This window comes from Shinella sp. HY16 (assembly GCF_028534175.1).
Lineage (GTDB): Bacteria > Pseudomonadota > Alphaproteobacteria > Rhizobiales > Rhizobiaceae > Shinella.
Window position 1 is genome coordinate 218,518 of sequence record NZ_JAHYXL010000002.1, and the last position, 23,008, is coordinate 241,525.

A 23,008-nucleotide genomic window follows, 5' to 3' on the forward strand; every position below is an offset into this window, starting at 1 on the left:
GGCAGCAACCGGCCATGTCGGGTCCGAACTCGTGAACCTGCTCTATGCGGCCGGGAAAGGTCATCGCGATCGTGCACGACGCCGGCAAGGCCGACGACATCCGCACCGCGAATGTCGAGCCGATCGTTCTCGATGTGGGGAAGACCGCGCCGTTGCACGATCTCTTTCGTCGAGGCCGCCGCGCCATTCTCCTCAATCCGCCGGACGATCCGGGCGGCGATACGGATGCAGCGGAAACGGCGACAGCGCGTGCCATCACGGACGCCCTGCCCGGTTCGGGCCTTGAAAAGATCGTTGTCGCCTCGACCTATGGCGCCCAACCGGGAGAGGGGATCGGTGACCTGTCCGTCCTGTTCGACTTCGAGCAGCAAGCCGAGGCAAGCGGCGTTCCCACGGCGATAAACCGGGCGGCCTACTACTACACGAACCTCGACATGTTGCTGGAACCCGCGAGGGAAGGCGTCCTGCAGACACTCTTTCCGGGCGACATGCGTCTGCCGATGGTTTCGCCTGTCGACATCGCGAAAGCGGCCGCCAGCCGGCTTCTCTCCAAATCTGACGACGTCGGTATACGCTATGTCGAAGGGCCTCATCGGTACACGTTCGACGATGTCGCGACCGCCCTCTCGACGGCGCTCGGCCGCCCTGTGCGGCTGGAGACCATTCCACGCGACAAATGGGAGGAGACCTTTCGCGCCGTGGGCTTCTCGCCGGAAGCAGCCCGTGCCTATGCGCGGATGACCGCAGCGACGGTCGATGGGCCGCACCTGCCGGCCGCTCTCCTGCGAGGCGACGTTGCCCTGCTCGACCATATCAGAAGCCTGAGCGGACAATAGGCACCAAAGCCTGCCCTCCGTTTCAATCCGGGTCACCACGGCCGGGAACTTGTGGGGCGATTGCGGGTTGTCACAAGGTCGAGATAGGGAGGATACCATGAAAAAGCTCATGCTTATTGCCTGCGTCGGGTTATCGCTTGCCGCATGTACGGCAACGGAACGGGGCGCCGGTGTTGGCGCCGCGACGGGCGCCGTTGTCGGCGGCGTTGCGACCGGCAATGTCCGCGGCGCAGCCGTTGGCGCAGCGGTCGGCGGTGTCGCCGGCGCGTTGATTGGCAATGTCGCGGATCAGCCAGGGCGCTGCTACTACAGGGACCAGTACGGTAACAGGTACGTCGACCGTTGCTAGGTTCGACCGCACCGGTGCGGACCCCAGGCATTTTTTCTGGGGTCTGCCCGCACACCGGCATATGCCATTCCACGTTTTCCTCTCATCAGGATTGCCCGGCACGAGCGTCACGTTTTCAGGTGTTTGCGCTCCATGCGGGAACATCTCCAGGGGCGGTTAGTTCGAAGCGCAAGCCCGTTGCCGATGGAGACCGAGATGTCCGAGAACGATGCGTGCCGCCCCCTTTCGCCGCAACCCGCGCAGGAGCAAGCTCCACCCGGCCTGACGAGCGCGATGAAGCCGGTTCCCGACCACGGCGAGGAGACCTATGTCGGAGCGGAAAGGCTGAAGGGGAAGGTTGCACTGATCACCGGCGGCGATTCGGGCATCGGTCGGGCCGTCGCCATCGCTTTCGCGCGTGAAGGCGCCGATATCGCGATTTCTTATCTCAGCGAAGACCAGGACGCCTATGGAACCGCGCGTTGGGTTGGGGAGGCGGGACGCAAGGCCATCGTCCTTCCAGGCGATATTACGAGTGATGATCACTGCCGCCATCTTGTGCGGCAGTGCCTGGAAAACTTCGGCGAGCTCGATATCCTCGTGAACAATGCCGCTTTCCAGCGGACCTATGCGGATATCGGCGATATCAGTACCGAGGAATGGGACCGTACGTTCCGGACCAATATCTATGCGCCGTTCTTCCTGGCCCGCGCGGCCATTCCGCACATGAAGCCCGGCAGCGCCATCATCAACACGACCTCGATCCAGTCCCGCCAGCCGTCGCCCCATCTTCTCGCTTATGCAGCGACGAAGGGGGCGATCTCGAATTTCACCGCAGGGCTCGCCGAAATGGTCGCCGACAAGGGAATCCGTGTGAACGCCGTCGCGCCGGGACCGATCTGGACACCGCTCATTCCTTCCACCATGCCACCCGAGAAAACGAAGGATTTCGGCACGCAATCCCTCATTGGCCGCGCCGGCCAGCCCCCCGAACTGGCAGGAGCCTTCGTCCTGCTCGCCTCCGACCTCGGCAGCTACATGACGGGCGCGGTGATCCCCGTCACGGGCGGCGAAATCATGATCTGAGAGAGGAAACGATGACCGACATACGCAAACATGGTTTCGAGAGCGATGCGCAATGGCACGAATATCTGCAGGAGATCGAGGAGGCGGCGCCTCTTGTCGGCGTCCTGAACGCGAACGATCAGGATGTGCTCGATGACCTTGCGGCGCTGTGCGCCGAAGTCGGCAGCCTGCGCGAGCGGATCAAAATCCGACGCCACGGTGAACGGATGGCGCGGTGGCAACGCGTCGCCGGTGTGGCGGCCTTTCTCTTGCTTGCCGCCGCCGTCGGCAGACGAGAAGAGCCCCGGTAAAACCGGGGCTTTTCTACCTTCATATAAGTTTGACGGAAGGCTCCCGTGCCAGATACGCGGTTGCCGAGGCCCTGCGGGACGCTGGCAATCGAATTTAAGCGCGTCGAGCTCGACTGTTCCGGAATGGCCTCCGCCTTGTTCCTGGCAGTGCTTTATTTATTGCGTTCGGATTGCTTGCCTTCAGCGGACGTTGTCGGTTCTACATGTGTCTTCACCGTGGAGGTGTTCGTGGCAGAAACGGGGTCAGAAGCAGGGAACGTATCTTCCAATCCTTTTTGAAGCGTGCCTTTCGCGTTGGCACTTGCCTGATGAGCCTGCTCCTCCTGCAGCGACTTTACCGCCGGTGATTCAGTTCGGTGTTCCATGTTTCCTGTCTCCTTCGTTCCGCGGAGGCTTGGTCTCGTTTGCTTCGGGATGGGTCGCATCGAAAACGCTGCCGGCATGCGGATCCGAGACATCGCGGTCCGAATCCTGCGATGCGGGCCTCCGTCGGCCGTCAGCCGTTCTGTCGAGGTTCCTTGGGTCGTGCTTCATGGTTGCCGCCTCAGGATCGGTCGGGTTGTTCGTCGTCGAAACCAACGTCCCAGTCCTTTTGTGGCTTCTTGCCGGGTGGCGTTCGATTTGCCGTGGCGTCTTCGGAACCCGTGATGACGGTCGGCTTTGCGCTGGCGACGCCATCGGCCTTGCGATCGGCTTGAGAGGGCGCGAATGCGCCGTTCCGTTCGCGCTTACTCTCCATCGCGGCGTTCCTTCACCTTCAAGGCGTCGGAGGGGCGGCTGCGTTCCGGGTCCTTGTTCGTCTCACCGGCGGCGTCACGCGCACGGTCCGGGTCGTCCTTGGCCGGAAGGTAGCCGCGGGGCCGGGTTTCTTCGGGGCCCTCCCAGCGCGGGGATTGGTCAGTCGTGCCGGTTGCACCGTCCCGGGGTTTATCGATACCCATGTCGGATCTCCTTTCCAGACCCTAACCCATCCGCCCCCGCGATGTTCCATCATCCCGCTGGGACGGGAAGCGCGCGCTTGTGGGCGCTCGCGCTGTAGGCCGAGAGGATGCGCTCGGCCGCCGCCGGCGCGATGGGCCGACCCTCCAGGAAGTCGTCGATCTGGTCATAGGTCACACCGTAGACGTCTTCGTCGGGTTGCAGCGGTGCATCAGATTCGAGATCGGCCGTCGGTACTTTCCAGACGAGGTGGTCCGGTGCACCGAGCGCGGCGGCCACGGCGCGGACCCGCCTTTTGTTGAGGCCGGCAAGCGGAAGGACATCGGCGGCGCCGTCGCCGAACTTGGTGTAGAAGCCCATAAGCGCTTCGGCGGCGTGATCTGTGCCGATGACGATGCCGGATGCGGTTCCGGCGATCGCATATTGCGCCACCATTCGCTGGCGCGCCTTCACGTTGCCGAGGATGAAGTGATGGCGCAGGAGAGGATCGATGCCGCCGACGACGACGGCGGCCATCAGGCTGTCGGCCGCGGGTTTGATGTCCACCGTAAGGACGCGGTCGGGGCCGATGGCGGCGACCGCGGCGGTGGCGTCGTGTTCGTCTGCCTGGACGCCATAGGGAAGCCGAACTGCGAGGAAGGTGGCATCCCGCCCTTCCGCGCGAAGCTCCCGCACGGCGCGCTGGGCCAAGAGGCCGGCCGTGAGGGAATCGACGCCGCCACTGATGCCCAGTACATAGGCTGTCTGCCGGCTTTCGACGAGATAGCTCTTCAGAAACGCGATCCGTTGTTTGATTTCATGCATGGAGTCGAAATCGGGTCGAACCCCGAGAGCTTCGATGATCGCTGATTGCTCCATCACTTCCCATTTCTCCATGAAGTCTGTTTGGACATTGCCTATCCCCCCGTTTTGGAATGGGGTGCGGCAACTGGTTTTGACTCTGGCGAGCCGCGAAAGCGCAGAAAGATCGAGAGGACCACGAGAACGGCCGTGGACAGAAACTCCGATTGCCAGTTCTGGAAGGACTCGAACCAGAATTGCGCACTGCCGGCATGCTGCCAGATCGTCGGTGGAGGCTTGCCGTGACTCAGCGCCTCGACCGCCTCGGCGGCCGCGCTGTGGTTAAGGTGAAGCGCAAAGCTCATGAGGAAGAGGGCGAAAAGCGCAAAGCCGAGGGAATAGGCATAAAGGCTGAGCGAGAGGCCACCGAGCTTGACGGGCAGCGGCGCATCCGGGTCGCCGATGTGGGTGGCAGGATTTTCGTCCTGTTCCGCGCTCCCGTCTGGACCCCTGGATTCGGCCGAACCCCGCTGGAAGAGGAAAGCCGTCAGCGCAACGTAAGCGGACATCTGGAGAAACTCGCTTTCCCAGTTCTCGAAGAGGGCGGACAGGAAATGCCCGCTGGCAAGGTACGCAGCCAGTGATACGCCGGGCTGGTGGTGGCGCGCCAGTTCGTCATTGTAGACGGAGATTCCTGTTGCCATCATTCCCACGAGCGTCGTCATCGTCGCGACAATCAGCACGATCGTCAGACCATTCTCTCTCAACACCTTCATTCCTCGAAACTCCGCACATGGTCCCGCCCATCAGAAACCCGGCGAGCAAGGCAATGTTCCTCCAGGCTATGTGTTGGAAATGGCAGTGAAACCGAGCAATCGGTACGGCGTGGAACATTGGGTCGCTGTGGAGGTTGTCGTTTCCACGCGCAAGACGCGTTCACGACATGAAGGAGATTTCAAAATGGGTCGCGGTATTCTTCTCTGGCTCCTGGGCATTCCCCTGCCGATCGTCATCCTGCTTGTCCTGTTCATGCGATAGGAGACGACAATGGCTAGCTACTCGACGGGCGTTTCCGACGTCGGCATCGAATCCAATGTTCCCGCTCTGGCATGGGGGCCGGTCATCGGCGGCGCGACAGCGGCGGCTGCGATAACGCTTATCCTCCTCCTTCTAGGATCAGGCGTCGGGCTCACTATGGTTTCGCCGTGGTCGGGAGAGAGCGCCTCGTTCACGACGGTCAGCGTGACGGCCGCTATCTGGTTCGTCATCGTGCAGTGGCTGTCCTCGGCACTTGGGGGCTATCTCACCGGGCGCTTCCGCACGAAATGGGCCGGCATCCATACCGACGAAGTGTTCTTCCGCGATACCGCGCATGGTTTTCTAAGCTGGGCGCTGGCGACCGTCGTGGTGGCCGGGCTTGCTGGGTCCGCCTTCACCTCGCTGGTTGGAAGCGGCGTGCAGGCGGCATCGTCCGTTGCAGCGCCCGCCAGCGTCGGTGCCACGGCCGCGGCAGGCGGCAGCGACGAGGCTCCAGATCTTGCAACGGGATACTTCACGGATCTGCTCCTGCGTTCGCAGGATGCGGCGGCAAGGGCGCAATCGGACGACGCGGCCGCTACCGCCGAAGTGTCGCGCATCCTGATGCAGGGCGCAGCGAAGGGAGAGGTTCCGGAAGCCGATCGCGCCTATGTTGCGACCATCGTCGCATCTCGCGCTGGCATTCCCCAGGAAGAGGCCCGCACGCGCGTCGACCAGGTGCTGCAGCAGATCGAGGACGCCAAGAATGCCGTCCTTCAGGCTGCCGACGATGCCCGAAAGTCGGCCGCCACGGTCGCGTTGCTCGGCGCTCTGTCCTTGCTGGTCGGCGCCTTCATTGCCTCCGCCGCTGCCGCTCTCGGTGGACGGCAGCGCGACGATGACGAGGCGGCACTGGTGGTGAAGGCGTAGGTCTTACGCCGGATGACGGGCTTGCCCGCGAAAAATGGCATCAGGCGCAGCATGGCGCCTGTTGCCGACGACGCAGGGCCGGACCCATCCCAATGCCGGGACGGTACCGTTTCAGCGCTCAATGCGGTCCTCTTCGAACTGTGCGGCGCCTTCCACGGGCTTCAACCATCGTTCGCGTCGTCTGACCCAAAGCTCGTAGGTTGGGGTAAGGCAGGTAGGTGCATCGTCGAGAATGCCGAGCTTGACCTCGACCTCCCGGTCATCGACAGAGAACAGTCGCGATCCGCATCGCGGGCAAAAACAACGGCCCTGCAGCGCGGCTGTCTCGCCGGAATAGCGGAAGCGATCCCGCGGCCAGATGGCATAAAAGGTGAAGGCAGACCCGCTTTCCTTCCGGCAATCCGTGCAATGGCAAATCCCTATTCGCAGCGGTTCGCCATGGATAGATTGCCGAACCTGCTGGCAGAGACATTGTCCTGACAAGGTTGTCATGTGGATGTCCTCTAACGTCGGTGAAGGTGCCTGCCCATAACGATCACCCGTGTCGACGGTTCTGCCTCGGCGACCCGGGCGAGAGACGCCTTCGCTTCAATCCGCCACTCCGCGCCTAATCCCGTTGTTTGCCCGATGCGCGATAGCCTTTCTCACAAACATTTGACAATGTTCCTGATTTGCCTTGTCTATGGTGCTGTAGCGATTGTCTAATCGCGTTGAATGGTCCTGCCTGCGGATGGGGAATTTTGTGTCGAGTCTTGAGTTTGCTCGCCACAAGGGCGAGATGGCGCGGTTGATCGGTTCGTTCGACTGGAGTCGTACGAGCATCGGTCCCGTCACGGAATGGCCACAGCACCTTCGATCCGCCGTCGACATCATGCTCGGAGCGGATCTCCAGATCGTCATGTTCTGGGGGCCGCAGTTTCTCGCCCTCTACAACGACGCCTATGCACCGACCATCGGCGACAAGCATCCGCACGCGTTGGGTCGGCCCGCACGCGAGTATTGGGCGGAACTATGGACCGATCTCGAACCGCTTCTCAAACGGGTATTGGAGACGGGCGAGACGGTTTCGGCAAAGGATCGGCCATTTTACATAGAGCGGGGGCGCGGCCCGGAGACGGTCTATTTCGACATCTCCTACTCGCCCGTTCACGATGCGACGGGCTCGGTCGCCGGCGTGTTCTGCATCGTCAACGAGACGACCGAACTCAGGCGGGCGCAGGTCCTGCAGCGACGGTTGGCGGCGATCATTGCTTCCACCGACGACGCCATCCTGAGCGCCGATCTCGACATGACAATCACCAGTTGGAATCGAGGCGCCGAGCGGCTTTACGGCTACGGTGCCGAAGAGATGGTTGGTTGGTCGGTTTTAACGCTCATTCCGGAAGACCAGGGCGAGGAGGAATACGACCTCTTTCGCCGGATCGGGCTGGGCGAGCATGTGCCGCCCTATGAAACCAGACGCCGGCGCCGTGACGGCACCCTCGTGGATGTATCTCTTACGGTTTCTCCCATCTATGGTGGGGCGGGCGAGATCATCGGGGCGTCGAAGATCGCGCGGGACATCACGGCGAAGAAGCAGTTCGAGCGCTTTCAAGCCATGGCCATGGGCGAGCTAAAGCACCGCATCAAAAACATCCTGTCGACGGTCACGGCAATCGCGCGTCAGACATTTGTCAACGGCGACGACGAACGCGATGCCGTGAGGACGTTCGACGAGCGCCTGGCATCGCTCGCGCGCGCCCATGACCTGCTGACAACCGGGAACTGGGAGGAGGCCGATCTGCGCACAGTGATCGATGCGGCTTTGCAGCCCTATGCGCCGGATCGGTTCCGTATCGAAGGGCCGGCGATCAATGTCGGAGCGCATGCCGTGACGGCGCTGACGCTTGCCTTCCACGAACTTGCAACGAATGCCGCGAAATACGGTGCCCTGTCGCGAGAGGGCGGGATCGTTTGCATCCGTTGGCACGGCAGCCCGGACACCGTGCGTTTCAAGCTTCAGTGGAGAGAGGAAGGCGGGCCGGACGTCGTCGTTCCGACGCGGCGCGGATTCGGATCGAAGCTTATCGAACGTCTTCTTGCTGCCGAGCTCAACGGCGAGGTTCGGCTGGATTTTGCTCCCTCGGGCCTGATTTGCGATGTGGACGCCTCCCTGAGAGCCGAAATATCCGGGTCCTAGCCCGAGCCTGGACGCAAGCTGATGTTGACAGGCTTTCGCTGGAACAATCCAGTGCACTTGCCTGTTCCCGATCCATTGGTGGTTGACGGAGACGGCATTGCATCAGTCCAGGTATCAGAGCGGCAAGGCCCTGTCGGAACGACACAAACTCTTCGACAGCGCGGAAATGCGTGGTCGTCTTCAGTCCATGTATCGTGTCGAGAGCGAAGCCGACCACAGGTTTCAGGATCTGCTCGAGCAGCTTGACGAGGCCTGCTCCCGCTGGCGGGCGAAGCATGAAGAGGCCGGCCCGGGGCAAGGCCAGATCCGTCAATGATTTTCAAATCCGGCTATCCCGGACGAAGTGCCTGGCATAGTCTGTCGGAAAGGAGATGTCCGAGGACATCGGCGCGACGATTCCAGGAGTGGATACGATGGTGCTGGAGGACCTTTATCGACTGCTGAAGGCCGGCCACGTTCAGGCGCAAGGTGTCGTCGATACCCATGAGTCAGGCCGTCGTCGTTCTCGACAAGAATCTGTGCGTGACCACGGCCAACAACGCGTTTGTCAAGGCGTTCAGGCTGGACCGCGACGAGGTTATTGGAACGAACTTCTTTGACCTCGGCAATGGTCAGTGGAACCTGCCCGAACTGCGACATCTGATCGCCGGAGTGATCCCGAAGGCGGCGGCGGTCGTCGGCTTCGAGGTGAAACACGATTTTCCGTTGATCGGACCGAGAACCTTTCTGGTGGATGCGCGGCGCCTGGTGCATCCGGACGACAACAGTTCGAGCATTCTCGTCATCTTCGGCGATGTCACCGAGCGCCAGCGCCGGGACGCCGAAAAGGACTTCATCATATCCGAGACGCGCCACAGGATGGTGAACCTCTTCGCGGTCGTCCGCGCCATCGCCGTGCAGACGGAGACGCGGGACCGTACGGCAGGCGAGTACCGCGATAGCCTGCTGGGACGATTGCAGGCGACGCTGCGCGCTCAGGAAATCGCCGCCAGCCATCAGGCGACGGATTTTGAGGATCTGCTTCGCCGGTCTGTCGGCGAGGCGGGGGAGGGGCGTCTTGACTGCACGGGGCCCCCCTCCAGGTACCCAGTTCGCGGGTCCTCGCCATCGGCATGATTTTCCACGAGTTGGGAACGAACGCGCTGAAATATGGCGCCTTGTCTGCAGCAAGTGGCCGGGTCCATGTCACGTGGGCCGTGGAGGAGGGCCTTGAGGAGACCTCCAACCTGGTATGCGAATGGCGGGGGATCGATGGGCCGCCTGTGTCGCTCCCGAGCCGGCGGGGCTACGGAACGGAGCTTATCGAGAGAACCTCCGCGCATCTCGGCGGGCACGTGGAACTTCACTACCATCGAAGCGGTTTAAGCGCATCAATCCAAATCCCGCTGTGAGGTCCCATGAGCAACCCTGCGAAAGATGCTATCGAACGCAGGCTCGCCGTTCTCGTCGTCGAGGATGAACTGTTCATCGGGCTGGAACTGAAAGCATGTCTTGAGGATGCTGGTTTTCTGGTTCTGGGTCCGGCAGGATCGGTAAGAGACGCACTCAACCTTATCACGAAACGACGGCCTGACGCAGCAGTGCTAGACGTCAATCTCGGAAGGGAAAAAGTGACGCCCGTGGCTGATCGGCTGAACCTGCTCGATGTGCCGTTCGTCATTGCCAGTGCCAGCGATCCCGAGGAACTGGCTCAGTATGCCGAACTCTCCAACGCTCGCAACATCGGGAAGCCGACGGATTTGAAAGTGCTCGTAAATTCGATTCTTGCACTGGCCGGGTAGCTTCGATGATGCTGTTGAGTGGCTCTTGAAAACCGGGCCACAAAACCAAATAGGTGGCGCCAGAATTGTCATTGAAAGGAGGATTGCGATGCTGGCTGACGTATATTTCTCTGTTCCCCTTCAGGTATCTTTCCCCAATGGGGTGACGCGCTCCTTCGAAAGCGTCCATGAAACCGTCGACTTTCTCGAGAATGAATGGCCCCTCAGATATGGCGAGCGATACAAACGCGCTTGTCACAAATGCCGAGCGGCGCTTTACCGAATGACGCCGGTCGCTGTTGCTTGAGAGGCGTTCGTCGCTGCTTGCCTTGAAGCCGGCCTTCCCGTTCAGGGCCTACGGCCGACTTGGCATCGGTCTGGCCCGTCATCGCCGCCGCGCATGAGCGCTTAGCGTTTGCGCATCACGCGTCGGTTGGAACATACCGGCACGACGCTGGTTCAATTCTTATGACCAGCAGGAGGTGCCCGATGACCAACGATCGTGAAGACAAAATCCGCGCCCGTGCCTATGCAATCTGGCAGCGCGAAGGCGCTCAGGATGGGGTTGCGCTTGATCACTGGATCCAGGCCCAGAAAGAGGTTGACGCTGAGCCTGGAGCCGACACGCAGGAGAGCGCACGAGATCCTGACAAGCTCGAGAGCCGCCCGCCGCCGCCCAGTTAGGGCGGAAGGTACAACCAAAAGCATTTCAAATAGCCGCTCGACCAATGCAAGGGCCGAGCGGCTTTCCGTTCGTACGGAATCGGACAGTAGGCGCCACCGTCATTTGAATTTCCAAAACCAGTCCTATTGTCACTCCATGCAGACCACGTTCTGGGAGGAAATCATGGGTATTGCATTGAAGAAGCCCACTGTGGGTGTGTGGGTCGCGCCTGTCGTCGTCGAATTCCAACCCGGGCGTGGCGAAACCGTTCATGGCCCGGAGCAGGCGTTACACTACCTTTTGATCCGTTGGCCCGTTCAGCGCGGACTGCGCTACGAACAGGCTTGCATAGTGACTGCGATGTGCGTGGAGGGACATCACGGACTGTCACAAGCGCGGGAAGCATTTATCGCGGCCGCTGTTGAAGCGAATATCCTCTCGATCATGCGAACGACCGGTTCGCTTGGGACGAGCTCGATATCTAGCCACTGATGAAAAATGGATGGACGGTCTTCGGCTTCCAGTCGCCCGCATCCTGGAGGGCGACGCCTATTTGCTAAGAGCCGGATGACCCGTCGCCGTAGCTTCCTAAATGCCAGCGTAAGGGTTCGAAGCAGCGGCACCGCCGGCGTGCTGTCAGATCGTTTCCGAAGGCTTGCCATGGCTCGGCGCCTCGGCGACCGCGTTGTGCTGGAGGTGAAGCGGCATAACCGGCGCTTACAGTGGCATGGAGGCGGTCATCTGAGCTGTTATCCAGTATGGAAGACGGTTTGCGCTGCCGGCCCCCAATGGTAAGGTGTTCCCACGGGTTGTCTGCGTGCACTTCGTCTCATCGCGAAATTATGAAGTCTTGTATGCCGACCTATCCGGAAACCGATGATAAAAACGCATCTGTCGACATGGCGTGCATCTGGGCGGTAAACCGGCTTTCGAGCAGTTTCAACGACGCGTCGTGCGTTTCATCCGTGCCGCTGCAGACTGCATCCGTCAGGATGATGGCACGGTAGCCCAGATCGATGGCACCGAGCGCTGTGGCAAGGACGCAGACATCGGTCTCGCCACCGGTGATGACAAGCGTTTTGACGTCCTGGCCCCTTAGAAACGCATTGAGCCGTCCGTCGATCCACGGAGAATAGGTCCGCTTGTCGAAAACGATGGCGGGCGGCGTGAATGCGGCAAGTTCGGGGAGTAGGCCATACATCTCGGCCGGGAGATGCTCGGCGGTCATCATCCACCACTTCTCATAATAGGCGCGCCACATGCCTGTCGCATTGGTCGGACGGGCGGGCGGCAAAAAGCGGGAGAAGATCGTTCGGTCTGCATAGTTGCTGGCGACTTCCAGCACTTGTGGCGAGGCTCGCTCCATCCAGGTGACTTTCCAAGGCGTGTCTTCAGCAAACATGCGCTGCATATCCACGCAGATATGTCGCCACTCACCGTACATCTCCACTCCCATCGCATCGGTCCGGGCGTCTTTCGCATTTTAGGGACGGGCGGAGAGCAGCCTCTCCGCCCGTTCCGCATCATGCGGCCTTGGTCTTGCCTTCGCGGTTGACCTTGGCCTCTGCAAGCTGCGTCAGGGCCTGATCGGTCTTGGTTTCCTCGGCGAGCGTCTGATCGAGCAGCTTGGCGACGTCGTTCTTGCCAAGCTGCATGGCCCAGGACTTCAAGGTGCCGTAGCGGGCGATTTCGTAGTGCTCGACAGCCTGAGCGGCGGCAAGAAGACCAGCGTCGAGCGCGGGCGAGCCCTTAAATTCCTCGAGGATCTCCTGACCCTCTTCGAGAATGCCATCGATGGCCGGGCAGGTCTTGCCGCGCGCCGGCTTGCCGAGAAGCTCGAACACCTGCACGAGCCGCTCGACCTGTCCCTCGGTTTCTTGCAGGTGCTTGTCGAATGCGGCCTTCAGGTCTTCGGCCTCGGCGCCGCGGATCATCTTCTTGAGGCCGGCAATGATCTTGCGCTCGGCGTAGTAGATGTCTTTGATACCGTCGAGGAAAAGGTCTTCCATTGTCTTGGTAGGCATGGGTCTCTCCTGTTGTCGTGAATGTTTGCCAGAGTGGCGGGCGCGATCGCGCGGGGAGTCAACCAGCCTTTCTGACCTTTGTTCCCCGCGCACACGGCAAAGAATGCTGCCGACTAAGCAGGCGGAACGGATGCCTTGCCAAGCTTGACGGAGGGCTCGCGTGCCCAAAGGCGCAGCTTGCCGAGTTCCGCGACGAAGGCAGAGAGGCCGTTTTCGCCAGGCAGTTCGATGACACCTTCATCGAGCCTGTCGGCAATCCCGGCCACCTGCAGGAGCGGGAGGGCATCGGCGACGTGGCCAATGAACTTACAGTGCTGGAAGGCATCGGCGACGAAGTCCCGCGCGGTCGCTTCTTGAAGAAGATCATCCATCGCCGCCTTGGCCGGCAGGAGCGCGACCGCGTCGAAAAGCACCGAAGGACCGCCGTCGATCATGAACTGCGCCGGCACCCATGAACCGTCGGACGCCGTCACGCCGCTGACTTTCGGCGCGATCAGTGCGACCTCTGCCTTTTCCGCCGCGATGGCGTCCCGCAGGCCGGTCAGAAGGTCGATATCGACGCCGTCCGTGATGAGGATGCCAAGCTTGCGTCCCTCGAAGCATTTGGGTCCTCGTTCCACAATGCTCAGCGCAGGCGAGGCCTCCAGATCCTGCCGTGTCGGCATTGCGGCATCGGCGGGTTTCGGCATGGACTGGAAGCCTAGTTTCTCGGCGACGGTGTTGGCGAGGGTCTCGTCGATATTCATCAGATGCGAGACGACGCGTTCGCGGATCACTGGCGTTTCGACCTTGCTGAGCTCGAAGGTCAGAGCGGCCGCGATGTGCCGCTGCTCGGCTGGGGTTTGGCTAATGTAGAACTGGCGCGCCTGGCTATAGTGGTCGGCAAAGCTTTCGGGGCGTAGCCTCACCTTCTGGCCCTGCTCTTCCGCAGGGAAATGCGGAAAACCAGCCGACGGCGATTCCCGCGGTCCCTCGCCCCAGGAGTTGGGCTGATAGTTGGCCCGGCCGACGGGGTTGCGCATGGCCATATGCCCGTCCTGCTGGAAATGATGTAAGGGACATTTCGGCGCGTTGATCGGGATATGCGTGAAGTTCGGGCTGCCAAGGCGTTTCAACTGGGTGTCGAGGTAGGAGAAGTTGCGGCCCTGCAGCAGCGGATCGTTGGAGAAATCGATGCCGGGCGGGACATTCTGGGTCATGAAGGCGACCTGCTCCGTCTCAGCGAAGAAATTCTCCGGCATGCGATCGAGAACGAGGCGGCCGACCGGTTTCACCGGCAGCACCTCCTCGGGAATGATCTTGGTGGGATCGAGGATATCGAAGTCGAAGCTGTTGGCGAAATCCTGATCGAACAGCTGCAGACAGAGCTCCCATTCGGGGAAGTTACCAGCCTGAATCGCGTTCCAAAGGTCGCGGCGATGATAGTCCGGATCGGCGCCGTTGATCTTCACCGCCTCGTTCCAGGCGACGGATTGCAGACCGAGCTTGGGTTTCCAGTGGAATTTGACGAACGTGGGCTCACCCTTCGCATTGAGGAGACGGAAGGTGTGCACGCCGAAGCCTTCCATGAAGCGGAAGGAGCGGGGAATGGCCCGGTCCGACATGACCCACATGATCATGTGCATGCTTTCCGGTGTCAGGCTGATGAAGTCCCAGAAATTATCATGCGCGCTCTGGGCCTGCGGGAAGGCGCGATCGGGTTCTTGCTTCACCGCATGCACCATGTCGGGAAACTTCATGGCGTCCTGGATGAAGAAGACCGGGATATTGTTGCCGACGAGATCCCAGTTGCCTTCCTGCGTATAGAGCTTGACGGCAAAGCCGCGGACGTCGCGGGCGAGATCGAAGGAGCCCTTGTTGCCGGCGACAGTAGAGAACCGCACGAAGGCCGGGGTCTTCTCGCCGGCGCGCTGGAAAATATCCGCCCTCGTATAGGCAGCGAGGGACTCATACGTCTCGAAGAAGCCATGTGCTCCGTATCCGCGCGCATGCACGACCCGCTCTGGGATGCGTTCGTGGTCGAAGTGGAAGATCTTCTCGCGGAAATGGAAGTCGTCGACCAGCAGCGGCCCGCGTGCGCCGACGCGCAGCGAGTTCTGGCCATCAGCGACAGGACCGCCTTGCGCCGTCGTCAGAACGGGCGTTTCGCCCTCGGCAACCTGGTGCAGCTCGCCGCCATTGCCACGCGCCATCTTCTGATCGTGGACCTGCGCCGTGGTCGCCGTGGTTTTCGAGGATTTCGCTGATGCGGGTTTCGAGGATGTACTCTTGGCCATGGTGCGCTCCCTGTTTGCGGATGGCCAACAACACAAGCCGCGAAAGGTTCCGTATGCCGACACATTCGTTGTCTCGGCGACCCGGTCCGTCCGCAAACGTACAGGAACTTCGTCTCCCGTCTTCGGTTTTGACCATCCTGATAGGAGGTCACTATGCAACTCATCGAAACGAATGTTCGCAGCGCAGAAGGCACGACGACGGTTGAATTCGTCGGGGAGGGCCGCGAGAAGGTATCGGTGTGCATGGTTGCGCATGATGTATCTGAAGATGCCGCGGTCACGCGCGCCAAGGAAATCATGGTCCAGCTCACCGCTTTCGATTCCAATCCACAACAGCAAGGCGATATCGAAGACGAGACTATAAGCGTGGAAGCTGTCGAGACCACTGGCTTCACGTCCGAAGTGCGGAGCTGACCCATGGGGTCTCCCGTTACGGTGATTACTGGCGCCGCATTTGGAATAGGGCGGGCGACGGCGGAACTTCTTGCGTCAACGGGCCATCGTCTCGTGCTCTTCGACCGCGACGAAAATGCTCTCTCCCAAACGCGCGAGGCTCTTGTGGCCGACGCCGAGGCAATCGCGATTGCCGGTGACGTGTCTGATGAATCTGACGTTGGTGATATCGTCCAGAAAACGAAGGCCCATTTCGGCCGCCTGGACGCGGTCGTGGCGAACGCCGGCATCAATGGCGTCTGGGCACCGATCGAGAATCTAATGCCCTCCGAATGGGACGAGACGATCAGCATCAATCTTCGCGGCACTTACCTGACGCTTCACAAGGCCGTTCCGCTGCTGAAGCGTGCTGGAGGCGGCGCAATTGTCATCGTATCGTCGATCAACGGGGTACACACTTTCACCAATCCAGGTGCGACCGCCTATAGCGCGTCCAAGGCAGCGCAGGTGGCCATGGCGCAGCAGCTGGCCCTTGAGCTTGGAAAACATCGCATCCGCGTCAATGTCGTCTGCCCGGGAGCGATCGACACAAACATTGTCGCCGGCTCTGAAATCCGCAACCGCGCGGAAACGGAAGTGCCTGTCATTTGGCCGCAGGGCAGCATTCCCTTGACCGATGGCAAGCCGGGCCAGGCAATCGACGTTGCCAAGGTCATCCGTTTTCTGCTCAGCGCCGAGGCATCGCATATGACAGGCTCTTCGGTCTTCGTCGACGGCGGTCAGGGGTTGCTGCGATGATGGCCGTTGATGGTGGCTGGGGGCCGCATTTTTGCAAGGACGGCTCGACAGTGTTCCGGCTTTGGGCGCCGGCCGAATCCTCTTTGAAGCTGGACATCGACGGCCGCCAGGTGGTGATGGAGCGGCAGGATGAAGGTTGGTTCGCGGTCCGTCTCGACCATCAGCCTGTGGGCGCTCTCTACTGCTATGTGCTATCCGATGGCAGGCGCGTGCCCGATCCCGCCTCTCGCTTTCAGCCGCTGGGTGTCGATGGCCCCTCGTTGCTATGCGCATCCGACCGTTTTGCGTGGAAACAAACCGGTTGGTGCGGACGCCCGTGGGAAGAGGCTGTGTTCTATGAACTCCATGTCGGGACGTTCACGCGGGAGGGAACCTATACCGCGGCAATCGAGCACTTGTCCGCACTTGCGGAGATCGGCTTCACCGCGATCGAACTTATGCCGATCGCCCAGTTTCCCGGCCGCTGGGGCTGGGGTTACGACGGTGTATTCCAATTTGCACCGCACAACGCCTATGGCACGCCGGACGATCTCCGGCACTTCGTTGACGCTGCTCATCGGTGCGGGCTGATGGTCTTCCCTGATGTGGTCTACAACCATTTCGGACCGGAAGGAAACTTCCTGCCGCACTATGCCCCCGAGTTCTTCCATAGTGAGGATCCCACGCCGTGGGGACCTCGTATTGCATTCGATGAGCCGGCAGTACGATCCTACTTTATCGGAAACGTTCTTCATTGGCTGCAGGCGTATCGGTTCGATGGCCTTCGGCTCGACGCCGTCGATCAGATCGTCGATGCCGGAACGCCGCACATTCTGCAGGAAATCTCCGACACGGTGCATTCGGCGTTCACAGATCGTCATGTGCATCTTATTGTAGAAAATTCCAGCAATGGCGGCGATTTGCTCGCGGCAAATGAAAATGGCCATCGCCTGTTTGCGGCGGACTGGAACGACGAATTCCATCACGCCATGCACGTTGCTGTGACCGGAGAAGCCGAGGGCCACTATGCGCCCTACAAGGAGCGGCCTTGGCGGCAGATCAAGCAAGCACTGACGGAGGGCTATCTGAACCAAGGCAAAGCCACGGTCGGTTCAGTCTTGCCGCATCCTGCATCCTTGGCACCAACAGCCTTCGTACACTTTCTTCAAAATCACGATCAGGTCGGCAACAGGGCGCTGGGTGACCGGCTACACGCGTCACTCGACCCGAAGGTTCATCGTCTCCTGACCGAAATTCTCTTCCTGTCGCCGCAAATCCCCCTGGTCTTCATGGGCGACGAACATCTCAGCGACCGTCCGTTTCGCTTCTTTGCCGACTATAGCGGAGATCTGGCCGCCGACATCCACCGGAACCGATTCAGGGAGGCGGAGAATTTTGGAGGCTATCCCACCGGGGCAGGGCCGGAGGATATCGTGGATCCGAACGATTGGACGGCCTTCACAGGGTCAAAGCTCGACTGGTCAAACCTGGACGCGCCGGAGCGCGAGGACTGGCGAGCATTCATGACTCGGCTGATCGACATCCGCCGTCAGTACGTGGTCCCATTGCTCGCAGATGCCCAGGGCTACGCGGGGACCATCGTATCGGACACGGACGCGGAACTCTTCGTCGACTGGCGGCTGATTGGCGGGCTGCTCCAGCTGCGGGCAAATGCCTCCGACGAGCCTCGCGACCTTGGTGGAGACCTCGGCGATCTCGTTTATGCGAGCTGCCGGGACGGGGAGCGGGATACCGTCCCCGCCTGGTCGATCCTCCTCTTTGTTCGGCCTTCGGGGAGTTTCACTGACGAGGCTGGGTCATGATGGTGTTGGCGCGGAACTTCATTGCGCCACCTCGGTTCGCGTGTCGGCGCTGCGCTGAGGACGTGCGCCATACAAGAGCTTGCGATCGATGACGAGCATAGCATCTAGATCGCCTGGCGATTCAGCGGATGAAGGAGATGCTCTGCGCGACGGCGGTTCAGAACCCGCCATCCTGAGACAGCTGGGGCTGGGCTTATTACCGGCGTAGCGCACGACGACCCCTCGGGGATCGCCACCACCACATCCTTTGAGATACAGGCGAAGCCTTAGAGTGTGCTCCATTAGCACAAACCCCTCAGTTTTTGCGGCCTCTGCGATCGTATGGAAACTGGTGCCAAGGTTTTCGACGGTTGTCATCTGTTCACGAATGATTGTGTTAGGCGCCTGATTATTGACTCGACAATTGGTGCTCTCGATGTAGGAAACATCCACGGGTGGCATTTGGTACCGGGCGCTTTCCAGGTTGGCTGAAGTTGCGCCCGCAACCAAATGAGGTTCGCCTTGTCCTGGCCAGCTAGTGCTGGTGCTTTCGAGCCCGAGGAACTCGCCGCGCTGAAAGCGCTTTTTTGACGAGATCAGGACGAAACCGTGGTTCTTGAAAGACGAGCGGACGCGGAAGAGCTTTGCGAAGTACCTCTTCGATACGTATCCGGGATCGACCTACGATCCACTCAAACATCCAGCTCTTGTGGAAATGGCCGCACGAACGTTTCACGGCGTCAACGAGTAAGAACGGCGCCAGACTGTCAAGCATTGGTCGCCCCAGCCGTGGTCGAAGGAGTTTCGTTTCGCGGGGTGGACTTTCGCCTGGTCGAGCGTATCGTGTACACGCGGGTGGCAATTGATACGGGCGCCATCCGTGTGAGCAGTAGCGCGCTTCCGCCCCAGGCAAAAGGGGGCGACGATGAACAGTCGTCCCTTGAAGGGGACGTTCCAGCCCGAGGAACCTGAGATCGCTGCAAAAAATCTACAACGAGATCACCTCGCAGCCTTGGTTTCCCAAATGCCCCGAAGCCCGCAGCAGTTTCGCCACGAAGGATCCGCGAAGAAAAAACGCGTCGTTTGCGAGAAGCGCGGCTGAAGAAGGAATGCTCTGGAGCGTGCGAGAAAGGTTGAGGTTGGGCGGATAGAACGCCTCTTCGGCTAGGTGGCGCGGAGTCGGAACCGCCGGTATCTATCGCCCCTCTTGACGGGAAGAAGTTCTCCGGAACAATAGCTTTCGCCGTAAGTTTCCTTCCTGTCTCGATTTTCAGGGAGTACCAGCCATGACTCATCAGCAGGATGAACGCGGCGATCCGTTGACACGCACCCACGATCCCGCGCGCCAGGAGTACAATGCGCGGGAAACCCGGCAGGGCGGCCTTGGCCGGCCGGTGGTGAAAGTGCTCGCCATCAGCTTGGCGCTTTCGTTCCTTGTCTGGGGAGCGGTAGAGATTTGGGGCGAACGCGCCGACCCCAAAGTTGATACGGAACAGACATCCTCAACCTCGAAAGAGATGCAGCGCCCCACCCAGGATACTATTGACAATACGGTCCCGGGCGGCGGCGAAACGGTTCCTGTCGATGGTGATGCGACCCAATCGTCGAGCACCGGCGATGATAGCCAGAGCGTTAGCCCAGACGGTGCGGGAAATTGATGCGGACGCGTTCGTTTCATTGCGAAGGAACCCAACGATGCCACTCTGGTCAACAATGGTAGCCTGCTTCGTTTTGAGCGTGCCGTAGCCGGAGTAGATCGACTGCGACCAACGCAAGTAGGTATCGGGCAGCCCGGTGTCGACTGCGGCCCCTTGAGCCTCGATGCGGTGCAACCATTAGCACGTGACCGTCTCCGGTCGATTCGATGACGCAGCGCTGGAACTGTCTCGCGATGGCGAGACGCGCGATCAGCATAGAGCGGATCTTTTGGCTGGCCTTCTTCTTCACCGCAACCTCGCGATACCAACCGATGCGAACCAGCTCGGCCAAGCCGCGCGCGTCGTACTCAGAGCTTCTGTTCATCGGGACGACAACACTGCATGGGCGCGTCGCGCGTCGATGCAAATCACCGGCACGCCGATCCGCCTCAGGTCATGCCAGAGCCAGCTTGACAAAGGACCTGTCTCGAAGCCGACGCGTTCCGCATGTGGGGCCTTCTTCGCGACAAGCGCCGTCAAAACAACAGGATCCGATCTCGCCCGGCCCTCAAAGATAAGGCGACCAGATTCGTCCACGACGCAAACGGCGGTCTCCTTCTGTGAGATGTCCAATCCGACATACTGTTTCATCATGATGTCCTCCAGTTGATACTGGGACCAGTCTGCCACCAACGAGGAGACTGAGACATGCCGGCAGCAACTACGTCATCGTGCGCAATCTTGGCTCTTCTCCGCTTCTTTTGGCTTCTTAATGGGGATTGGGCGCAAGCCTCGTGATCCGGCCTTTTGTGCCTAATTCCGATCCTGCCTGAATGCATCAGCGAAGTGGCGCATCAATCGCACCAGATCAGCAATATCAAGTATCGAAGATCGCCCGGCTCATCCGCTCACGCGTTGCATCGATCTTGTCCGTCATGAGCTTTCCTTCGGCCGTGATAATCGCTTCGGCACCAGATAGTAGGGCTTGTCGAAATAGACGTCATCGTCTTGTTGCTCTCCGGGATGGTAGCCGCGACCTCTTCAGGATCGATCATGATGTACTGGCCGTTCTCGATCTCAAAGCCCTTGGTCTGGTCCTCGCGCTCGACCTCCTTGCCGGTGTCGCTGTCGATGAAGACGCGATTGACGCGATTGCCGGTCTTTTTGTTGATCGTGTGGAACGCAATGCGCTCGGACGTGCTCGCCGCCGTGTAGAGGCCGACACCGCAACTCACCTCGCCGAACTTGATGAAACCCTTCCACTGGGCACGATGACCGGCCATCTCGATACTCCCGACTCGACGCAACCAAAACGAGTCAAGCGAATCATTTGCGAATTTGTTCCGCATCGAAAAGAATCGGAAATCAATGACTTAAGCGATCTCCGCCTCTCCTTTTGCGAGTCTCGATCATGCCTTTGATTCGCTGCATCTTTTCGAGATGGCGTGCGTTTTGTGAGGATTGCAACTGGAAGGCAATGGGATGGTTGACGGTGACGACATTGGCCATGACGCTATAGAGGACGACGAGCGTGCCGCCGTCTCGTTTCCGTTTGACCGGATGACGGTACAGCGGTTTCGCGAAACCTTTCCACACGCCCGCTGGAACGACCGGCGGAAGGCGTGGCTCGTCCCTGGAAAGACCGCGCGACGGCGCATAGATCGCTGGATGGCAAGGGAAGAGTCGCGTGTCGATCCGTATGCCGATGCGAGGGGCAGGGATGCCTTCGAGTTCGAGCCGATCCTTAGCCCCTATCTTGGCGTTGACAAAGAAGGGTTCCGCATCAAGACGCCCTATTCGCGCAAGCTGGTCGAGGAAATCCGTCAGGTGCCGTTCGCGCGCTGGGATGGCGAGCACAAGGTCTGGCGGGTGCCTTTTGCCTCCTATGACGATCTCGTCGAGCGCTGGCATGACATCGAGACGGAAGCACAGCGGTGCGAGCCTGAAGAACGACGCAAGCGCGCCGAGGCGCGTAGAGGGACGGACGAGGAGAGGACCTCCCGCCTCCGGGCGGCCGAACGCAAGCGCCGGCGCATCCCGATTCCCGTTGACGATCTGCCACCGCCGGATCGGCCGATTGCGACCACGGCCTACGGTATTGTCGTGGTGAGCGACAGCAACGGCGAACTGGTCGAGCGCGAAGACATCGTCGAACTCTATCCGGCCCTTCTCGAGGACCATGTCTGGGCCACATGGCGAACGCCTTCGCTTGACGAGCTTGTCCACACCTGGCCGTCGAAGGTCGAACCGGGAGAACAAGAACGTCGGCGGGGCTGGTGGCTGCCGACCCTTGAGGAGTTGCGTGAGGCGCGTCGAACGGCGAGTGCGCGCGAGCGTCGAGCGAGCAAACGCACTTCCGACTGACCTCAATCCGATGGTGGCTCTATCTCGATCATCACCGGTGCATGGTCGCTGGTGTGCTCCCAGCCTCGTAGACCACGCCGGACGCTCGCCTTCCGAAGCCAAGGCGCGAGCGTCGGGCTGAGGAGAAGATGATCGATGCACAGGCCCGCATCGCGTTCGAAGGAGTTCCGCCAGTATTTCCAGAAGGTATAGATCCGTCCCTTCGGATGCAGGTGGCTGACGGCGTCGGTCCAGCCCTGGGCGAGAAGGTCCGCATAGGCCGCCCTGACCTCGGGGCGGAACAATGCGTCGTCGCGCCAGCGCTCCGGTGCATAGACGTCGAGATCGGTCGGCATGACGTTGAAATCGCCGATCAGCGCCACGGGAAGATCGAGAGTCAGCAGATCGGCCGCATAGGTGTGGAGCCGCTCGAACCAGCGCAGCTTGTAGTCGAATTTCGGGCCGGGCGCCGGATTGCCGTTCGGCAGGTAGAGGCAGCCGACCAGGATGCCGTCGACAGCGGCCTCGATATAACGGCTATGGGTGTTGTCCGGATCGCCGGGCAGGCCGCGGCGCGTCAGGATGGGGGTTGCATCCCTGGCGAGGATCGCGACACGGTTCCAACTTTTCTGCCCATGCCAGACGGCGTCGTATCCCAATCGCTGGAGTTCGCGCCGGGGAAAGCGCTCGTCCGGCGATTTGAGCTCCTGCAGGCAGACGATGTCGGGCGCGTCTTCTTCCAGCCATCGCAGAAGGACGGGAAGCCGGCCGTTGATGCCGTTGACATTGTAGGTGGCGAGTTTCACGAAGCTGCTCCTCGCGCGGAGATGGTCTAAGGGGAAACCGTCCCGGAATTTCAAAGGTTCCCCGCGCCTTTGGAGCTCCAGGGACGCGTGCGGCAAGATGATCTCGCCGGACGTCTTTCCCTGCCATTGCAAAGATTTTGA

27 protein-coding genes and 3 pseudogenes are annotated in these 23,008 nt (G+C 60.6%); 18 read left to right on the forward strand and 12 right to left on the reverse strand.

Annotated elements, in window-relative coordinates; all coding sequences use genetic code 11:
• Positions 1-44 precede the first annotated feature (44 nt).
• From K0P03_RS21215 to K0P03_RS21230, 4 genes are all read left to right on the forward strand, one after another.
• A complete protein-coding gene (locus K0P03_RS21215; protein WP_272790572.1) occupies positions 45-836 on the forward strand; it encodes an NmrA family NAD(P)-binding protein in 792 nt (263 codons plus the stop codon).
• Between the two features lie 97 nt (positions 837-933).
• Positions 934-1,185, forward strand: coding sequence for a glycine zipper domain-containing protein (locus tag K0P03_RS21220; protein ID WP_272790573.1), 252 nt, complete (start codon positions 934-936; stop codon positions 1,183-1,185).
• Between the two features lie 195 nt (positions 1,186-1,380).
• Positions 1,381-2,250 carry an SDR family oxidoreductase gene (locus K0P03_RS21225; RefSeq protein ID WP_272790574.1) on the forward strand — a complete coding sequence of 290 codons (870 nt, stop codon included), beginning with the start codon at positions 1,381-1,383 and terminating at the stop codon, positions 2,248-2,250.
• Between the two features lie 11 nt (positions 2,251-2,261).
• On the forward strand, positions 2,262-2,540 hold the full coding sequence (locus K0P03_RS21230; protein ID WP_272790575.1) for a hypothetical protein: 279 nt from the start codon (positions 2,262-2,264) through the stop codon (positions 2,538-2,540).
• Between the two features lie 152 nt (positions 2,541-2,692).
• Here the strand turns inward: K0P03_RS21230 and K0P03_RS21235 are convergent, their stop codons facing one another.
• The 5 genes from K0P03_RS21235 to K0P03_RS21255 form a co-directional block, all read right to left on the reverse strand.
• Positions 2,693-2,905 (reverse strand): hypothetical protein, encoded by a 213-nt coding sequence (locus K0P03_RS21235; protein WP_272791112.1) that lies wholly within the window; start codon positions 2,903-2,905, stop codon positions 2,693-2,695.
• A gap of 179 nt (positions 2,906-3,084) precedes the next feature.
• Positions 3,085-3,279 (reverse strand): hypothetical protein, encoded by a 195-nt coding sequence (locus K0P03_RS21240; RefSeq protein ID WP_272790576.1) that lies wholly within the window; start codon positions 3,277-3,279, stop codon positions 3,085-3,087.
• Positions 3,269-3,481: a hypothetical protein gene (locus K0P03_RS21245; protein ID WP_272790577.1), complete on the reverse strand. Its 213-nt coding sequence runs from the start codon at positions 3,479-3,481 to the stop codon at positions 3,269-3,271. The genes K0P03_RS21240 and K0P03_RS21245 overlap by 11 nt, the downstream gene beginning before the upstream one ends.
• Positions 3,482-3,530: 49 nt before the next feature.
• Positions 3,531-4,355, reverse strand: coding sequence for an ammonia-dependent NAD(+) synthetase (nadE, locus tag K0P03_RS21250; RefSeq protein WP_272790578.1), 825 nt, complete (start codon positions 4,353-4,355; stop codon positions 3,531-3,533).
• Between the two features lie 20 nt (positions 4,356-4,375).
• Positions 4,376-5,035 (reverse strand): DUF6766 family protein, encoded by a 660-nt coding sequence (locus K0P03_RS21255; protein ID WP_272790579.1) that lies wholly within the window; start codon positions 5,033-5,035, stop codon positions 4,376-4,378.
• Between the two features lie 271 nt (positions 5,036-5,306).
• Here K0P03_RS21255 and K0P03_RS21260 point away from each other — a divergent pair, with 271 nt between their 5' ends.
• Positions 5,307-6,206, forward strand: coding sequence for a hypothetical protein (locus K0P03_RS21260; RefSeq protein WP_272790580.1), 900 nt, complete (start codon positions 5,307-5,309; stop codon positions 6,204-6,206).
• Positions 6,207-6,317: 111 nt separating this feature from the next.
• Here K0P03_RS21260 and K0P03_RS21265 read toward each other — a convergent pair whose 3' ends face one another.
• A complete protein-coding gene (locus K0P03_RS21265) occupies positions 6,318-6,698 on the reverse strand; it encodes a GFA family protein (protein WP_272790581.1) in 381 nt (126 codons plus the stop codon).
• A 286-nt stretch (positions 6,699-6,984) separates the two neighbouring features.
• Here K0P03_RS21265 and K0P03_RS21270 point away from each other — a divergent pair, with 286 nt between their 5' ends.
• The 7 genes and pseudogenes from K0P03_RS21270 to K0P03_RS21300 all read left to right on the forward strand — a co-directional run bounded on the left by K0P03_RS21270 (position 6,985) and on the right by K0P03_RS21300 (position 11,301).
• Positions 6,985-8,385 carry a sensor histidine kinase gene (locus K0P03_RS21270; RefSeq protein ID WP_443020604.1) on the forward strand — a complete coding sequence of 467 codons (1,401 nt, stop codon included), beginning with the start codon at positions 6,985-6,987 and terminating at the stop codon, positions 8,383-8,385.
• 97 nt (positions 8,386-8,482) lie between these two features.
• Complete coding sequence (locus K0P03_RS21275) at positions 8,483-8,701, forward strand: hypothetical protein (protein ID WP_272790583.1); 219 nt, start codon at positions 8,483-8,485, stop codon at positions 8,699-8,701.
• Positions 8,702-8,868: 167 nt separating this feature from the next.
• On the forward strand, positions 8,869-9,501 hold the full coding sequence (locus K0P03_RS35630; protein ID WP_336314298.1) for an HWE histidine kinase domain-containing protein: 633 nt from the start codon (positions 8,869-8,871) through the stop codon (positions 9,499-9,501).
• 281 nt (positions 9,502-9,782) lie between these two features.
• Positions 9,783-10,166 carry a response regulator gene (locus tag K0P03_RS21285; RefSeq protein WP_272790584.1) on the forward strand — a complete coding sequence of 128 codons (384 nt, stop codon included), beginning with the start codon at positions 9,783-9,785 and terminating at the stop codon, positions 10,164-10,166.
• An 88-nt stretch (positions 10,167-10,254) separates the two neighbouring features.
• Positions 10,255-10,557 (forward strand): annotated as a pseudogene (locus K0P03_RS35690) (DUF982 domain-containing protein).
• Between the two features lie 77 nt (positions 10,558-10,634).
• The gene (locus tag K0P03_RS21295; protein WP_272790585.1) at positions 10,635-10,829 is read left to right on the forward strand and encodes a DUF2934 domain-containing protein; all 195 of its coding nucleotides are present in this window, start codon (positions 10,635-10,637) and stop codon (positions 10,827-10,829) included.
• A 163-nt stretch (positions 10,830-10,992) separates the two neighbouring features.
• On the forward strand, positions 10,993-11,301 hold the full coding sequence (locus K0P03_RS21300; protein ID WP_272790586.1) for a DUF982 domain-containing protein: 309 nt from the start codon (positions 10,993-10,995) through the stop codon (positions 11,299-11,301).
• 370 nt (positions 11,302-11,671) lie between these two features.
• On the opposite strand, the gene K0P03_RS21305 is transcribed toward K0P03_RS21300, so the two are convergent.
• The 3 genes from K0P03_RS21305 to catE form a co-directional block, all read right to left on the reverse strand.
• Positions 11,672-12,253: a cysteine hydrolase family protein gene (locus tag K0P03_RS21305; RefSeq protein WP_443020590.1), complete on the reverse strand. Its 582-nt coding sequence runs from the start codon at positions 12,251-12,253 to the stop codon at positions 11,672-11,674.
• Positions 12,254-12,332: 79 nt separating this feature from the next.
• On the reverse strand, positions 12,333-12,833 hold the full coding sequence (locus tag K0P03_RS21310; RefSeq protein WP_023513649.1) for a YciE/YciF ferroxidase family protein: 501 nt from the start codon (positions 12,831-12,833) through the stop codon (positions 12,333-12,335).
• Positions 12,834-12,946: 113 nt separating this feature from the next.
• A complete protein-coding gene (gene catE, locus K0P03_RS21315; protein ID WP_272790587.1) occupies positions 12,947-15,109 on the reverse strand; it encodes a catalase C in 2,163 nt (720 codons plus the stop codon).
• 153 nt (positions 15,110-15,262) lie between these two features.
• Here catE and K0P03_RS21320 point away from each other — a divergent pair, with 153 nt between their 5' ends.
• The 5 genes from K0P03_RS21320 (at position 15,263) to K0P03_RS21340 (ending at position 19,739) form a co-directional block, all read left to right on the forward strand.
• Entirely contained in the window at positions 15,263-15,523 is a 261-nt protein-coding gene (locus K0P03_RS21320) for a hypothetical protein (RefSeq protein WP_272790588.1), read from the forward strand.
• A gap of 3 nt (positions 15,524-15,526) precedes the next feature.
• Complete coding sequence (locus K0P03_RS21325; RefSeq protein ID WP_272790589.1) at positions 15,527-16,300, forward strand: SDR family oxidoreductase; 774 nt, start codon at positions 15,527-15,529, stop codon at positions 16,298-16,300.
• Positions 16,297-18,102, forward strand: a complete 1,806-nt coding sequence (gene treZ, locus K0P03_RS21330; RefSeq protein ID WP_272790590.1) for a malto-oligosyltrehalose trehalohydrolase — start codon at positions 16,297-16,299, stop codon at positions 18,100-18,102. Before K0P03_RS21325 ends, treZ begins: the two co-directional genes overlap by 4 nt.
• 904 nt (positions 18,103-19,006) lie before the next feature.
• On the forward strand, positions 19,007-19,183 hold the full coding sequence (locus tag K0P03_RS21335) for a hypothetical protein (protein ID WP_272790591.1): 177 nt from the start codon (positions 19,007-19,009) through the stop codon (positions 19,181-19,183).
• A 184-nt stretch (positions 19,184-19,367) separates the two neighbouring features.
• Positions 19,368-19,739 carry a hypothetical protein gene (locus K0P03_RS21340; protein WP_272790592.1) on the forward strand — a complete coding sequence of 124 codons (372 nt, stop codon included), beginning with the start codon at positions 19,368-19,370 and terminating at the stop codon, positions 19,737-19,739.
• Between the two features lie 178 nt (positions 19,740-19,917).
• Here the strand turns inward: K0P03_RS21340 and K0P03_RS35695 are convergent.
• Positions 19,918-20,369: pseudogene (locus K0P03_RS35695) on the reverse strand (IS110 family transposase); the annotation flags it as partial.
• A gap of 306 nt (positions 20,370-20,675) precedes the next feature.
• Positions 20,676-21,001, reverse strand: a pseudogene (locus K0P03_RS21355) (Ku protein); the annotation flags it as partial.
• A 199-nt stretch (positions 21,002-21,200) separates the two neighbouring features.
• On the opposite strand from K0P03_RS21355, the gene K0P03_RS21360 reads away from it, so the two are divergent.
• Positions 21,201-22,082: a hypothetical protein gene (locus tag K0P03_RS21360; protein ID WP_272790594.1), complete on the forward strand. Its 882-nt coding sequence runs from the start codon at positions 21,201-21,203 to the stop codon at positions 22,080-22,082.
• A 2-nt stretch (positions 22,083-22,084) separates the two neighbouring features.
• Here K0P03_RS21360 and xth read toward each other — a convergent pair whose 3' ends face one another.
• On the reverse strand, positions 22,085-22,867 hold the full coding sequence (gene xth / locus K0P03_RS21365) for an exodeoxyribonuclease III (protein WP_272790595.1): 783 nt from the start codon (positions 22,865-22,867) through the stop codon (positions 22,085-22,087).
• Positions 22,868-23,008 lie beyond the last annotated feature (141 nt).